14 protein-coding genes are annotated in these 12,712 nt (G+C 60.3%); 9 read left to right on the plus strand and 5 right to left on the minus strand.

All coding sequences use genetic code 11. From position 1 onward, the window contains the following. Positions 1–19 precede the first annotated feature (19 nt). A complete protein-coding gene (efeO, locus tag ACIOYV_RS04295) occupies positions 20–844 on the plus strand; it encodes an iron uptake system protein EfeO (protein WP_054045816.1) in 825 nt (274 codons plus the stop codon). Between the two features lie 158 nt (positions 845–1,002). Here efeO and pssA read toward each other — a convergent pair whose 3' ends face one another. Continuing rightward, a complete protein-coding gene (pssA, locus tag ACIOYV_RS04300) occupies positions 1,003–2,346 on the minus strand; it encodes a CDP-diacylglycerol--serine O-phosphatidyltransferase (RefSeq protein ID WP_401321134.1) in 1,344 nt (447 codons plus the stop codon). Between the two features lie 218 nt (positions 2,347–2,564). On the opposite strand from pssA, the gene ACIOYV_RS04305 reads away from it, so the two are divergent. Together ACIOYV_RS04305 and ACIOYV_RS04310 are read left to right on the plus strand one after the other, a co-directional pair. Continuing rightward, a complete protein-coding gene (locus tag ACIOYV_RS04305) occupies positions 2,565–3,128 on the plus strand; it encodes a TetR/AcrR family transcriptional regulator (RefSeq protein ID WP_401321136.1) in 564 nt (187 codons plus the stop codon). Between the two features lie 57 nt (positions 3,129–3,185). Continuing rightward, the gene (locus tag ACIOYV_RS04310) at positions 3,186–3,665 is read left to right on the plus strand and encodes a nuclear transport factor 2 family protein (protein WP_054045802.1); all 480 of its coding nucleotides are present in this window, start codon (positions 3,186–3,188) and stop codon (positions 3,663–3,665) included. A gap of 116 nt (positions 3,666–3,781) precedes the next feature. On the opposite strand, the gene sfnG is transcribed toward ACIOYV_RS04310, so the two are convergent. After that, complete coding sequence (gene sfnG / locus ACIOYV_RS04315; protein WP_401321139.1) at positions 3,782–4,876, minus strand: dimethylsulfone monooxygenase SfnG; 1,095 nt, start codon at positions 4,874–4,876, stop codon at positions 3,782–3,784. 365 nt (positions 4,877–5,241) lie between these two features. Between sfnG and ACIOYV_RS04320 the strand changes: the two genes are divergently transcribed. Both ACIOYV_RS04320 and ACIOYV_RS04325 read left to right on the plus strand, forming a co-directional pair. After that, positions 5,242–6,480, plus strand: coding sequence for an acyl-CoA dehydrogenase family protein (locus ACIOYV_RS04320; protein ID WP_401321141.1), 1,239 nt, complete (start codon positions 5,242–5,244; stop codon positions 6,478–6,480). 182 nt (positions 6,481–6,662) lie between these two features. Continuing rightward, positions 6,663–7,442: a TSUP family transporter gene (locus ACIOYV_RS04325; RefSeq protein ID WP_054045796.1), complete on the plus strand. Its 780-nt coding sequence runs from the start codon at positions 6,663–6,665 to the stop codon at positions 7,440–7,442. Here the strand turns inward: ACIOYV_RS04325 and nudC are convergent. The 3 genes from nudC to ACIOYV_RS04340 form a co-directional block, all read right to left on the minus strand. Beyond that, positions 7,410–8,240 carry an NAD(+) diphosphatase gene (gene nudC, locus ACIOYV_RS04330; RefSeq protein ID WP_054045794.1) on the minus strand — a complete coding sequence of 277 codons (831 nt, stop codon included), beginning with the start codon at positions 8,238–8,240 and terminating at the stop codon, positions 7,410–7,412. The genes ACIOYV_RS04325 and nudC overlap by 33 nt on opposite strands. Before the next feature lie 6 nt (positions 8,241–8,246). Further along, entirely contained in the window at positions 8,247–9,059 is an 813-nt protein-coding gene (locus ACIOYV_RS04335) for a crotonase/enoyl-CoA hydratase family protein (protein ID WP_123508252.1), read from the minus strand. 208 nt (positions 9,060–9,267) lie between these two features. Further along, positions 9,268–10,041 carry a class I SAM-dependent methyltransferase gene (locus ACIOYV_RS04340; RefSeq protein ID WP_401321146.1) on the minus strand — a complete coding sequence of 258 codons (774 nt, stop codon included), beginning with the start codon at positions 10,039–10,041 and terminating at the stop codon, positions 9,268–9,270. 135 nt (positions 10,042–10,176) lie between these two features. Here ACIOYV_RS04340 and ACIOYV_RS04345 point away from each other — a divergent pair, with 135 nt between their 5' ends. The 4 genes from ACIOYV_RS04345 (at position 10,177) to ACIOYV_RS04360 (ending at position 12,672) form a co-directional block, all read left to right on the plus strand. Next, entirely contained in the window at positions 10,177–10,737 is a 561-nt protein-coding gene (locus tag ACIOYV_RS04345) for a cytochrome b (RefSeq protein WP_401321149.1), read from the plus strand. Positions 10,738–10,816: 79 nt separating this feature from the next. After that, a complete protein-coding gene (locus ACIOYV_RS04350) occupies positions 10,817–11,347 on the plus strand; it encodes a tetratricopeptide repeat protein (protein ID WP_054055355.1) in 531 nt (176 codons plus the stop codon). Between the two features lie 12 nt (positions 11,348–11,359). Continuing rightward, complete coding sequence (locus ACIOYV_RS04355) at positions 11,360–11,899, plus strand: RNA polymerase sigma factor (RefSeq protein WP_082356791.1); 540 nt, start codon at positions 11,360–11,362, stop codon at positions 11,897–11,899. Further along, the gene (locus ACIOYV_RS04360) at positions 11,896–12,672 is read left to right on the plus strand and encodes an anti-sigma factor family protein (protein WP_401321152.1); all 777 of its coding nucleotides are present in this window, start codon (positions 11,896–11,898) and stop codon (positions 12,670–12,672) included. Before ACIOYV_RS04355 ends, ACIOYV_RS04360 begins: the two co-directional genes overlap by 4 nt. The last annotated feature ends 40 nt before the right edge of the window (positions 12,673–12,712 follow it).

Below are 12,712 nucleotides of genomic sequence, written 5' to 3' on the forward strand. Positions count from 1 at the left end.
CCCAATACGGAACCGTCCCATGAAAAAGTCGCCACTCGCTTTAATGCTGACCCTTGGCTTGCTCAGTACCCCGTTTTCAGCTTTCGCGGCGACGGCGCCGCTGGATCTGGTGGGCCCGGTTTCGGACTACAAGATCTACGTCACCGAACAACTGGACCAACTGGGCAGCCACACTCAACAGTTCACCGACGCCGTGAAAAAAGGCGACCTGGCCACCGCGCAAAAACTCTACGCACCGACTCGCGTGTTCTACGAATCGATCGAGCCGATTGCCGAACTGTTCAGTGACCTGGATGCGTCCATCGACTCCCGTGTCGACGACCACGAAAAAGGCGTGAAAGCCGACGACTTCACCGGTTTCCACCGCATCGAATACACCCTGTTCTCGGAAAAGAGCACCAAGGGCCTGGACGAACTGGCGGACAAACTGAACGGCGACGTGAAGGACCTGCAAACCCGCGTGGCCGGCCTGACCTTCCCGCCTGAGAAAGTCGTTGGCGGCGCTGCTGCCCTACTGGAAGAAGTCGCCGCGACCAAGATATCCGGTGAAGAAGACCGCTACAGCCACACCGATCTATATGACTTCCAGGGCAATATCGACGGCGCGAAGAAAATCGTCGACCTGTTCCACCCGCAGATCGAGAAACAAGACAAAGCCTTCATCGCCAAGGTCGACAAGAACTTCGCCACCGTGGACAAGATCCTGGCCAAGTACAAAACCAAGGATGGCGGTTTCGAGACTTACGACAAAGTGAAAGAAGCTGACCGTAAGGCGCTGGTTGGGCCGGTGAATACCTTGGCTGAGGATTTGTCTACGTTGCGTGGGAAGTTGGGTTTGAACTGAGTTTTGTAGCGTCTGGCAAGGCCCCTTCGCGGGCAAGCCTCGCTCCTACAGGGTTTGTGTTGGTCGCGTTAATACGGCACGACACACAACCTGTAGGAGCGAGGCTTGCCCGCGAAGGCATTCTTACAATCAACACAGCAACAAGGCTGTGTTAACCCTCACAACATCCGATAGAGCAACCGCTCAATCCGCACCCGACTCACCCGCTTGAGAAACTTGGCCACGGCCCCCGGATACTCCGGCAGGGTTTCCAGGTCCAGGTAACGGGCGACGCGTTCAGTGTTTTCGAAAATCTCCGCCAGCTCCTTGCGACGCGGTGCCTGCAACTCGTTTTTCGGGTCGTCGATCAACAGCGCGTTTTCCAGGTCGAGACGGAACGCGCGCGGGTTGAGATTGTTGCCGGTCAGCAAGGTATAGCGCTCGTCGATCCACATGCCCTTGAGGTGATAGGTGTTATCACCGTCACGCCACAGGTGCAGGTTCAACTGGCCGCTGTCGATGTTCTGCTGATGGCGTTTGGCGAAGCGGCGCAGGCTGATCTCGTAGAGGTACGGCAGCGCGGCGATCACTTTGAACGGCTCGCTCGGCGGGATATAGAAGTCGTTGGCGGTCTTGTCGCCGACGATGATGTCGATCTTCACCCCACGGGCCAGGGCGCGGTTGATTTCCCGGGTCACTTGCAACGGCAGGTTGAAGTACGGCGTGCAGATCGTCAGCTGATGCTGGGCGCTGGCGATCAGTTCGCAGATCACCCGGCTCAGCGGGTTGTTCTTGCCCACACCGAGCAACGGACTGACCGACAGACCGCCCTTGGCCACGCCACCCGCCGTGGTGTCGTAGGTTGCATGCTTGAGACGGCTGCGCAGGTCGCCGATGTCGTTGCGCAGGCTGCGGGTGGTCGGCAGGTTCGGCAGGTCGAGGCGATGCACCGCTTTGGAGGCGATCAGACCGTGCTGGATCAGGTGCTGCATGGAATCGGCCAGCGCGCTGTTCTGCAGCAGGTGATAGCGGTCGTAGCGGTACTTGTCGAATTTGTGCAGATAGACGTTGTTCAGGCTCGCGCCGCTGTAGATCACGCAATCATCGATCACGAAACCCTTCAGGTGCAGCACGCCGAACAGCTCGCGGGTCTGCACCGGCACGCCATACACCGGCACTTCGCTTTCATGAGTGCGGGTCATTTCCTGATACCAGGCCGAGTTGCCCGGCTGCTTGCCGGCACCGATCAGACCGCGCTGGGCGCGCAGCCAGTCCACGACCACCACCACGTCCAGCTCCGGACGCGCCAGTTTGGCGGCGTGCAAGGCATCGAGGACTTCCTGGCCGGCTTCGTCCTGTTGCAGGTATAGCGCGACGATATAGATGCGCCGGGTCGCCTGGGCGATTTTTTCCAGCAGGCAACGACGATATTCGGCGGCGCCGGAAAGAATGGTGACGGCATCGGCGGTCAGCGGAAAACTGCGCAGTTTGGGCAGCAGAGAGCGTTTGAAAAGCGACGGCATAAGGCTCGCAAAAAGGTCGAATCCGAAGAACCCGAGAGCTTACACCATGGATCCGTTTGGGTCTTGTTACTGTCTGTAATGACGCCTTCGCGGGCAAGCCTCGCTCCTACAGGGGAATACGGTTAACTGTAGGAGCGAGGCTTGCCCGCGAAAGCAATTTCACGGTCACCATAAAAATCCTGTTGACCAAGGAGAACGATCGTTCTACTGTTTGCCCCATGAACGAAATCACTAGCAACGACACACGCGACATCATTCTGGATGTCACCGAAAAGTTGATCTACAAAAGTGGCATCGCCGCCACCGGCATGGATCTTCTGGTGAAAACCGCCGGCGTCTCCAGAAAGAGTATCTACCGCTACTTCGCCAACAAGGAGGAGCTGGTCGTCGCAGCCCTGCAACGCCGGGATGTGCGCTGGATGAACTGGTTCAGGACCGAAGTCGACAAAGCCCCGACCCCGGCCGACCGCTTGCTCAACCTGTTTACTGTGCTCACGACCTGGTTCGACTCCGAAGGCTTCCGCGGCTGCGCCTTCATTAACACCAGCGGCGAAACAGGCGACCCGCAAGACCCGGTTCGCCTGGTCGCCAAAGACCACAAACAAAAACTGCTCGACTACGTGAGCGAGCTTTGCACCGAACATGGCGCCACCGACCCGCAGGCACTGGCTAAACAGCTGCTGATCCTGATCGAGGGTGCCATTACCGTAGCGCTTGTGATGGGTGATCACAGTGCCGCCGATAATGCGCAATGCATGGCGCGAAAGTTATTGGACCTGTAACTGCTTAATCAAGCTCGACACTGTGTTTTAACTTTACTTTGATGAGGAGACATTCAAATGTCATCTAATGCCGAAGTTCGTCCGCCATTGCCGCCGTTCACCCGTGAATCGGCTATCGAGAAAGTCCGCCTGGCCGAAGATGGCTGGAACTCCCGTGACCCGGAGCGCGTGTCGCTGGCCTATACCCTGGACACCAAGTGGCGTAATCGCGCCGAATTCGCCTACAACCGCGAAGAAGCCAAAGGCTTCCTGACCCGCAAATGGGCCAAGGAACTGGATTATCGGTTGATCAAGGAACTCTGGGCCTTCACCGGCAACCGCATCGCCGTGCGCTACGCCTATGAATGGCACGACGACTCGGGCAACTGGTTCCGTTCCTACGGCAATGAAAACTGGGAGTTCGATGAAAACGGCTTGATGGCCAATCGTTTTGCCTGCATCAACGATATGCCGATCAAGGAAAGCGAGCGCAAATTCCATTGGCCGCTGGGACGTCGTCCGGATGATCATCCGGGTCTATCCGACCTGGGTCTGTAAACGCTGCCCCCTGTAGGGGCGAGGCTTACCCGCGAAGGCGTCGTGTCAGTCAATATCAATGTTGAATGTGACGACGCCTTCGCGGGCAAGCCTCGCTCCTACAAGGGCTCGGGTGGTCAGGCGACTGCGGCGGTCTGGTGGCTCAGTGCCTTGGCCTCAAGCTCGCGCACCAACGGCAACACGCGCTTGCCGAAATATTCCACTTCTTCCTGGAAGTGCAGGAACCCCGCCAGCACCAGATCCACCCCCACCGCTTTCAACGCCACAATGCGCTCGGCAATCTGCTGCGGCGTGCCGATCAGGTTGGTCTTGAAGCCGTCGTTGTATTGCACCAGATCCTCGAACGTTGACTTGGCCCAGTTGCCCTCGCCCTCTGGCGACGCCCTGCCCGCCTGCTTCGCGGCATCGCCAAACGCATTCACGGCTTCCGGGTCGGCCTGGTCGATGATTTGCGCCAGCACCGCGCGCGCCTCTTCTTCGGTGTCGCGAGCGATGACAAACGCATTCACCCCGACCTTCACCGAATGATTGTTCGCCGCAGCCTTGGTCCGGATGTCGTCGACCTGGGCCTTGATGCCTTCGGGCGTGTTGCCGTTGGTGAAGTACCAATCCGATACGCGCGCTGCCATGTCCCGAGCCGCGCGGGAGCTGCCGCCCTGGAAGATTTCCGGCTGGCCCAGTGGCTTGGGCTTGAGGCTGTAATTGTCGAAGCGGTAGAAGTCGCCACGGAACGTGAAGTTGTCCTGAGTCCAGATGCCCTTGAGCGAACGGATGAATTCTTCGGAACGGCGATAGCGCTCGTCGTGCTCCAGCCAGTGTTCGCCGATGGCCTGGAATTCGCCCTTGAACCAACCGCTGACGATGTTCACCGCGACGCGGCCATTGGTGAGTTGGTCGATGGTCGCCAATTGCTTGGCCGCCAACGCCGGTTGCCACGGGCCGGGCAGGATCGCGGCGATCACTTTGAGTTTGGTGGTGGCCGCCAGCAACGCGTGGCTGAAGGCCACGGATTCATGCTGGAACTCGGCGCCGTAACCGGCAGTGAAGCGGATTTGCGTCAGGGCGTATTCGAACCCCGCCTCTTCGGCCAGTTGCGCCAGTTTGCGGTTGTAGTCGATGCCCCAGTGTGTGCGTTGCTCAATCTTGCTGACCACCAGCCCGCCGCTGACGTTCGGTACCCAGTAGGCAAATTTGACGGCTTGCTGACTCATAGGTTTGTCCTCAGGACTTTTGGGAAGTCTTTGGACAAGAGCAGCAACCGTGCCAGCACCGATTGCATGTGGCGAGTGACACTTGTGGCGAGGGGGCTTGCCCCCGCTGGACTGCGCAGCAGGCCCCTTCTTCAGTGATAAGAGGGGGCCGCTTCGCTGCCCAACGGGGGCAAGCCCCCTCACCACAGGAAGATGGTTTTGCCCCAGACATCGGTGTGTCAGAGGCAATTTGCTGCTGTGCTGTTGGTGCAGCAACAGTTCAAGCCACTCCTGAATCGACAAAACCCCATAAACCATGGCCTGCGAACTTCGGCATGGACCGTGCAGTCGCCCCAGTCTCTACTGCCGATCCCAGGAACTGTGCCATGACCGAACACCAGGTAATCAATCCTCTCTCCACCGGTACTGACTATGAAACGCTGGCCGCGCGTTTTCGGCCGATCTTCCAGCGCATCGCCGCCGGCGCCGTCGAGCGCGAACAGTCCCGCAGCCTGCCGTATGAACCGATCCAGTGGCTCAAGGAAGCCGGTTTCGGCGCCGTGCGCGTGCCCGTGGAATATGGCGGTGGCGGTGCGTCAGTCCCGCAACTGTTCGAACTGTTGATCGAGCTGGCTGAAGCCGATTCCAACGTGCCCCAGGCCCTGCGTGGGCATTTCGCCTTTGCCGAAGACCGACTTAACGCTGCGCCCGGCCCTGCGCGGGATGTCTGGTTCAAACACTTCGTGGCCGGCGACATCGTCGGTTGCGCCTGGACCGAAATCGGCAGCGTGGCGATCGGCGATGTGATCACCAAAGTCTCGCCCCACGGCGATCAGTGGCGGCTCAACGGCGAGAAGTTCTACAGCACCGGGAGCATTTTCTCCGACTGGATCGACGTCTACGCACAGCGCAGCGACACCGGTGGCGACGTGATCGCCGCCGTGCGCACCCGCCAGCCGGGCATTGTGCAGAGCGATGACTGGGACGGTTTCGGCCAGCGCACCACCGGCAGCGGGACGTCGCGGTTTATCGATGCCGAAGTGGATGCAGAAAACATCATCGACTTCGCCACCCGCTTCAAATACCAGACTGCGTTCTATCAACTGGTGCTGCTGGCGTCCCTGGCTGGCATCGGCCGCGCCGCGTTACGCGATGTGGCGCATCAGGTGCGCGAGCGCAAACGCATCTACAGCCATGGCAATGCCCCGCATGTGAGCCAGGATGCGCAAGTGCAGCAGGTGGTCGGTGAGATTGCGGCGCTGGTGTATGCAGCCGAGGCCAGTGCGTTGAAGGCAGCGCAACCGGCGCAACGGGCTTATGAGGCGCGCTTCTCGGGTGATGATGCGTTAGAACAAGCGGCGAATGTCGCGGCGGAAATCGAATCGGCCAAGGCGCAAGTGGTGGTCACCGAACTGATCCAGCGCGCTACCAGTGAATTGTTCAATGCGCTGGGGGCTTCGGATATTCGCCAGGGGAAATCCCTGGATCGGCATTGGCGCAACGCGCGGACGGTGTCGTCACACAATCCGGTGATCTACAAGGCGCGGATTATCGGGGATTGGGCGATCAACGGGACCGAACCGCCGTTTGTGTGGCAGATCGGGAATGGGCCTGAGCGTAAGTAATGTGTCGTCAGGGATGACGCCTTCGCGGGCAAGCCTCGCTCCTACATTTTGGAATGCGTTCCCCTGTAGGAGCGAGGCTTGCCCGCGAAGAGGCCAGACGGGTCGCCGCAGAAGTTGGATATGGGTAAGATACCGGCCTTCCCCGCAGCCACTTTCTGCGCCCCGCCGAATAAGCCGATTCCATGCCTTTCGAACTCAGCGTTGACCTCACCACCCTGGCCATTCTGGCCTTTGTCGCTTTCATTGCCGGTTTCATCGACGCCATTGCCGGCGGTGGCGGCCTGCTCACCACCCCCGCGCTGCTGACCGCCGGCCTGCCGCCGCATCTGGTGCTGGGCACCAACAAGCTGAGTTCGACCTTCGGCTCGGCCACTGCCAGTTTCACCTTCTACCGCCGCAAGCTGTTCCATCCGAAACAGTGGGTTCACGCCATCGTCGGCACGCTGGTTGGCGCGTTGACCGGCGCGGTGGTCGCGCATTACCTGCCCGCCGAATGGCTGAACAAGATGCTGCCGGTGATCGTCTTCGCCTGCGGCGTCTATCTGTTGTTCGGTGGCACGCCGAAAGCGCCGCTGGACAGCGACGCGCCGATCAAGAAAAAGTGGCAATCGACCCAAGGCTTCAGCCTCGGTTTCTATGATGGCGTGGCCGGCCCCGGCACGGGTGCGTTCTGGACCGTCAGCAGCATGCTCATGTACCCCATCGACCTGGTGAAGGCCAGCGGCGTGGCCCGCAGCATGAACTTCGTCAGCAACATTGCGGCGCTGTCGGTGTTCGTGTTTTCCGGGCAAGTGGACTGGATCATCGGCCTGAGCATGGGCGTGTCGGTGATGGTCGGCGCGTTCTTCGGCGCGCGCACCGCCATCAGCGGCGGTGCCAAGTTCATTCGCCCGGTGTTCATCACCGTGGTGCTGGGCCTGACCGTGCGGCTAGCCTGGCAACACTGGTTCAGCGTGGCCTAAGCGCCGCGCCAGGTAGACGTCGATCAGGTAACGGGCAATCGAGCGTGATGCCGGCAACGGCGGCATTGCGTGGATGTTGAACCACTGCGCGTCTTCGATTTCGTCTTCCTGACAGACGATCTCGCCACCCGCATATTCCGCGTGGAAACCCAGCATCATCGAGTGCGGAAACGGCCAGCACTGGCTGCCCATGTACTGGATGTTCTTGACCTCGATCTGCACCTCTTCGCGAACCTCGCGGATCAGGCAATCCTCGGCTGACTCACCCGGTTCGGCAAACCCCGCCAGCGTGCTGTAGACCCCGGTGACGAAGCGCGGCGAACGCGCCAGCAGCACTTCATCGCCACGGGTCACCAGCACGATCATGCTCGGCGAAATCCGCGGGTAATAACGGATATCGCACGGCTCGCAGTACATCGCCCGCTCGCGGGGAACCTGATGCGTCGCTTGTCCGCAGTTACCGCAAAAACGGTGTTCGCGGTACCAGGTGCCGATCTGTGCGGCGTAACCGAGCACCTTGTAGACGGTGTGATCGCCTTCGAGCATGAACGCCCGCAGACCTTTCCAGTTACAGCCCGGCACTTCGCTTGGGCTGCGCAATTCCAGCAGGTAAACCGGCTCGCCATCGAGGTGGCCGATGCCGTGTTCAGCGAGGATCGACAGGTCCTGGCGCTTGAGCCATTCCCGTGGGAACAGCGCGCCGTTGTCATCGAACAGAAAACCTTCGGGGCTGCGCGCCACGGCCCAGCCGCCGGGTTGATCGGTGTCCAGTACTGCGGTGGTCCAGCGTGAAATCATGGTTAATCAGTCCAGAAATTCGGGTTTCTGTTTGCTCATATGGGCGGCCATGGCCACGCGCAAATCGGTGGATTGCAGCATGGCGGCGTTCCAGGTGGCGACGTATTCGAGGCCGTCGTCGATGCGATGGTCGCGCATGTAGCTGATCATCTCTTTGGTGCCGGTAATCGCAATCGGCGACTTGCCGGCGATCTCGCGGGCAATGCCCATCACGCCATCGAGCAGGCTGTCGCGGTCACTGTAGACGCGATTGACCAGGCCCATGCCGCGCGCTTCCTCGGCCCCGAAGTTGCGACCAGTGTAAGCCAGTTCACGCAGCATGCCGTCACCGATGATCCGCGGCAAGCGTTGCAACGTGCCGACGTCGGCGGCCATGCCGATGTCGATTTCCTTGATCGAGAATTGCGCGTCTTCGGCGGCGTAGCGCATGTCGCAGGCGGCGATCAGGTCGATGGCGCCGCCCAGGCAATAACCCTGAATCGCCGCAAGCACCGGTTTGCGGCAATTATCGACGGCATTGAACGAGGCTTGCAGGGCGAGGATCTTGCGGCGCAGCAGGCGCGCATTGCGGCCGACGTCCTTGCCCAGTTCATTGGCCACACCGGCCAGCATCATCAGGTCGATACCGGAGGAAAAGTGCTTGCCGGCACCGCTCAGGACCACTACCCGCACTTCGTCGGTGTCGTCGATCCATTGGAAAATCTCGATGATCTCGCTCCAGAACGCGGCGTTCATCGAGTTGATCTTTTCCGGGCGGTTGATCTGCACATGAGCGATTTTGTCGGCGAGTTCGACGGTGAACGCGGTGTACTGAGACATGGCAGAGATCCTTGACCGGGCAGAAAATGAGGCCCGAACTATAACAAGGCATCCCGGGTGGGAGTAAGGCAGTGGTTCGGCCAAATGCGGGACTGGCTGTTGGTTTTGTGTTGTCTGGTCTGGCCCCTTCGCGAGCAAGCTTCGCTCCTACAGGGGATAGCGGCCCTCTGTAGGAGCAAAGCTTGCTCGCGAAGGCCGCACCGCCGATCTAACCGCCCTTCACCGCCACAAACGCCGCCGTCACATAAGGCACAGTTATCACCTCCTTACCCCGCAACTCCGGCTCACTTTCAATCAAGGCTTTAATCTGCGCATCCACCTTGTCCCGCTGCACCTGGGGCAACGCCGCAATAAAACTGGTCGACCGCACCCGATTGAAAATCACATCCTCCGGCGAGCCTGTATGCCCATGCCCGAAATGCTGCGCCTGCAACGACCCGAACGCCGTGTGCGGAAAGGCCAGGCGCCAGGCCCCGGTGTAGTAGCGCGGGGTATCACCTTCCAACGCGTTGACGATCGCGTCCAGTTTCGGCACCCAACTCACCCGGGTATCACGCAGGTTCCACACCAGGCCCAACTTGCCGCCCGGTTTGAGCACTCGGGCAATTTCAGTGAGCGCTTCGGGGCTGGCGAACCAGTGAAAGGCCTGGGCGCAGATCACCACGTCCACCGAAGCATTCGGCAGCGGCAAATCGGTGGCAGTGCCGCTGACCGCCAGCACGTCGGGATACGCGGCGGCCAACTTGTCGAGCATTTCCGGCACCGGTTCCACGGCTATCACCTGCGCCCCGGTGGCCGCCAGTCTCCCGGTGAACTTGCCGGTGCCAGCGCCGAGGTCGATCACGGTTTTGTCGTCGTTCAAACCCAAGGTGCCGGTCAGCCAGTCGGCGACTTCCGGCGGGTAGTCCGGACGGCCGCGCACATAGGTATCGGCCCCGGTTTTGTAGCCATCGGCGGCAGCATGGTGAATGTGTTCTCGCATGGCAGTTCTCCCGATTGACAGCGATGCTGCGAGCATAGCGAATGGACCTGAACTTCCCCTGCAAAGATCTCAAGAAAGAAATGAATAATTGTTCATACAGCGGTGTTCACTTGCCACCGCCCATGAGGATTACCCATGAACCGCCTGAACGCCGATTCGCCGACACGTTATGACCGTCTGACCATGAGCCTGCATTGGCTGACTGCCGCGCTGGTGATTTTCATGTTTGCCAGCGCACAAATCTGGGAGCAACTGGCCAAAGGCACGCCGCTGCGCAAGGGTTTGCAGTCGGTGCACATTTCCTGTGGCATCTTGCTCGCGGTGATTGTCATCGGGAGGCTGCTCTGGCGTATGTCCCGTGGCCGCCGTCTGCCGCCGGCCAATCAAGGCGTGATGAATATTGCGGCGAAAACCGCGCATCTGGCGTTGTATCTGCTGCTGTTGAGCCAGATCGTGCTGGGTTTTCTATTTCGTTGGGCTCAGGCCGAACCGTTCAACTTCTTCGGCCTGTTCGATGTCCCAACCTTGATGACCTTCGATAAAAGCATGAAGTCGGTGTTCGGCGGCCTGCATGAAAACGTGGCGTGGGCCATCATCTTATTGGCCGGGCTGCATGCAGTGATGGCGCTGGTCCATCATTACGGGATGCGCGACGGTACTTTGCGCAGGATGTTGCCGGGGCGCGATACCAACTGAACGAATAAAACACCGGGGCGAGGTGTTCTATCGATACCTGCCCTTGAATTCTGTTTTCCCTGTGAATGGAGTTTCGCAAATGCAAATCCGTTTCGCTGTGTTCACCGCCCCGCTGCTACTCGTCGCTGCGTTATCGAGCACGCTGGCGTTTGCCAACGGTGACGACGACGCGCCAGCCAAACCCAATTGCCCCAAAGGCCAGGTGTTCGACACCAAGTCGAATAAATGCGTACTGCAAACCAGCAGCCTGGTGCCAGACGCCGACCGCACCGACTACGCCTATCGGCTGGCCAAGGACGGACGTTACGAAGAAGCGCTGGCCCTGCTCGATACGCTGAAAGATCCAAACACCGCCAAAGCGCTCAACTATCGCGGCTACGCCACGCGTAAACTGGGCCGTACCGACGAAGGCATCGGCTATTACCTGCAATCGGTCAAACTCGACCCGCAGTATGCGCAAGTGCGCGAATACCTCGGCGAGGCGTATGTGATCAAAGGTCGGCTGGATCTGGCCCAGGAACAGTTGCAGCACATCAAATCGATCTGCGGCAGCACCTGTGAGGAATACCAGGACCTGGCCGAAGCCATCAACGACTCATCGAAAACCTGACACACCGAATGGATGGAGGTCGCTATCGCCAGCGATCAGGCAATACGAGCAGAGTTGGGCCAGCATCTGGCGCGTTTATGGCGCTACGGTTTGCTGCTGTCTCGACAACGGCATGTGGCCGAGGATTTGGTGCAAGCCACGTGCGTGCGGGCGCTGGAACGGGCCGGGCAATACGAGCCCGGCACCCGCATGGACCGCTGGCTGCTGAGTATCTTGCACTCGATCTGGCTGAATGAAGTACGGGCCCGGCGCGTGCGTTTGGGCCAGGGCCTGGTGAACGCCGACGAGGCGCTGTCGTTCGACGGTGAACACGCGGCGCAAACCCATGTGCTGGCTGCGCAGGTGATCCGGCGGGTCGATGCGCTGCCCGAAACCCAGCGTGAAACGGTGTACCTGGCCTATGTCGAAGGCTTGTCCTACCGCGAAGTGGCCGATGTGCTGCAGGTGCCCATCGGCACGGTCATGAGCCGACTGGCCACCGCGCGCCTGAAACTCGCGGAGTACCCGCCCCTGCATGCTGTACCGAACCCAACCACGGGAGAACGTCGATGAACGACCACTCACGACCGACAATACCGTCGGATGAACAGTTGGTGGCCTACCTCGACGACCAGCTCGACGCCGAGCAGCGCACCCTCATTGACGCCGCCATCAACGATGACCCGGCACTCAACCTGCGTCTGCAATGGCTGGCGCGCAGCAACCTGCCGTTCAAAGCGGCCTACGACGAATTGGGTCAGCAAGCGCCGCTGGATCGCTTGCAAGCGATGCTCGACACCTTGCCCAGCCCTGCCCGTCCGGCCCTGAACCGGCGCTGGTTTTTGGCGGCGGCGGCCGGTCTGGTGGTCAGCAGTGTGGTGGCGGACCGGTTGTTCCTCGGCTGGCAGTTGAGCCAGCAGAAAAGCAACTGGCGTGGGCTGGTGGCCGACTATATGTCGCTTTACGTGCCGCAAACCCTCGAACACTTGCCCAGCGACGAGACCACCCAGCGTGCTCAACTGCGCACCATCGACAGCCGTTTGGGCCTGAACCTCGCGCCGGCAAAACTGGCCTTGCCGCGCGTGGAGCTCAAGCGCGCGCAAATTCTCGAATACGACGGCGTGCCTATCGCGCAGATCACCTACCTCGACCCGACCCACGGCCCGATGGCGCTGTGCGTCACCCGCTCCAACAAAGGCAGCCGGCCGTTTGCCCATGAGCGCCGGCACGAGATGAACGTTGTTTACTGGGCGGATACGGAACATGCGTGGATGCTGATCGGGCACAGCACTGTGGCGGATCTTGAGGAGATGGGCAGGGTTTTGAGAGGTCGGCTTAGCGCATGACGGGAATCCTCACTATGCTTGGCACCTGACTTCCAAGGAG

It is taken from the genome of Pseudomonas sp. NPDC087342 (assembly GCF_044744265.1).
Taxonomy (GTDB): Bacteria; Pseudomonadota; Gammaproteobacteria; order Pseudomonadales; family Pseudomonadaceae; genus Aquipseudomonas; species Aquipseudomonas nunensis.

What these genes read in the sequence shown, in the direction of transcription:
- efeO (WP_054045816.1), top strand. Translation starts at nt 20, where the DNA reads ATGAAAAAGTCGCCACTCGCTTTAATGCTGACCCTTGGCTTGCTCAGT.
- pssA (WP_401321134.1), bottom strand. Translation starts at nt 2,346, where the DNA reads ATGCCGTCGCTTTTCAAACGCTCTCTGCTGCCCAAACTGCGCAGTTTT.
- ACIOYV_RS04305 (WP_401321136.1), top strand. Translation starts at nt 2,565, where the DNA reads ATGAACGAAATCACTAGCAACGACACACGCGACATCATTCTGGATGTC.
- ACIOYV_RS04310 (WP_054045802.1), top strand. Translation starts at nt 3,186, where the DNA reads ATGTCATCTAATGCCGAAGTTCGTCCGCCATTGCCGCCGTTCACCCGT.
- sfnG (WP_401321139.1), bottom strand. Translation starts at nt 4,876, where the DNA reads ATGAGTCAGCAAGCCGTCAAATTTGCCTACTGGGTACCGAACGTCAGC.
- ACIOYV_RS04320 (WP_401321141.1), top strand. Translation starts at nt 5,242, where the DNA reads ATGACCGAACACCAGGTAATCAATCCTCTCTCCACCGGTACTGACTAT.
- ACIOYV_RS04325 (WP_054045796.1), top strand. Translation starts at nt 6,663, where the DNA reads ATGCCTTTCGAACTCAGCGTTGACCTCACCACCCTGGCCATTCTGGCC.
- nudC (WP_054045794.1), bottom strand. Translation starts at nt 8,240, where the DNA reads ATGATTTCACGCTGGACCACCGCAGTACTGGACACCGATCAACCCGGC.
- ACIOYV_RS04335 (WP_123508252.1), bottom strand. Translation starts at nt 9,059, where the DNA reads ATGTCTCAGTACACCGCGTTCACCGTCGAACTCGCCGACAAAATCGCT.
- ACIOYV_RS04340 (WP_401321146.1), bottom strand. Translation starts at nt 10,041, where the DNA reads ATGCGAGAACACATTCACCATGCTGCCGCCGATGGCTACAAAACCGGG.
- ACIOYV_RS04345 (WP_401321149.1), top strand. Translation starts at nt 10,177, where the DNA reads ATGAACCGCCTGAACGCCGATTCGCCGACACGTTATGACCGTCTGACC.
- ACIOYV_RS04350 (WP_054055355.1), top strand. Translation starts at nt 10,817, where the DNA reads ATGCAAATCCGTTTCGCTGTGTTCACCGCCCCGCTGCTACTCGTCGCT.
- ACIOYV_RS04355 (WP_082356791.1), top strand. Translation starts at nt 11,360, where the DNA reads ATGGAGGTCGCTATCGCCAGCGATCAGGCAATACGAGCAGAGTTGGGC.
- ACIOYV_RS04360 (WP_401321152.1), top strand. Translation starts at nt 11,896, where the DNA reads ATGAACGACCACTCACGACCGACAATACCGTCGGATGAACAGTTGGTG.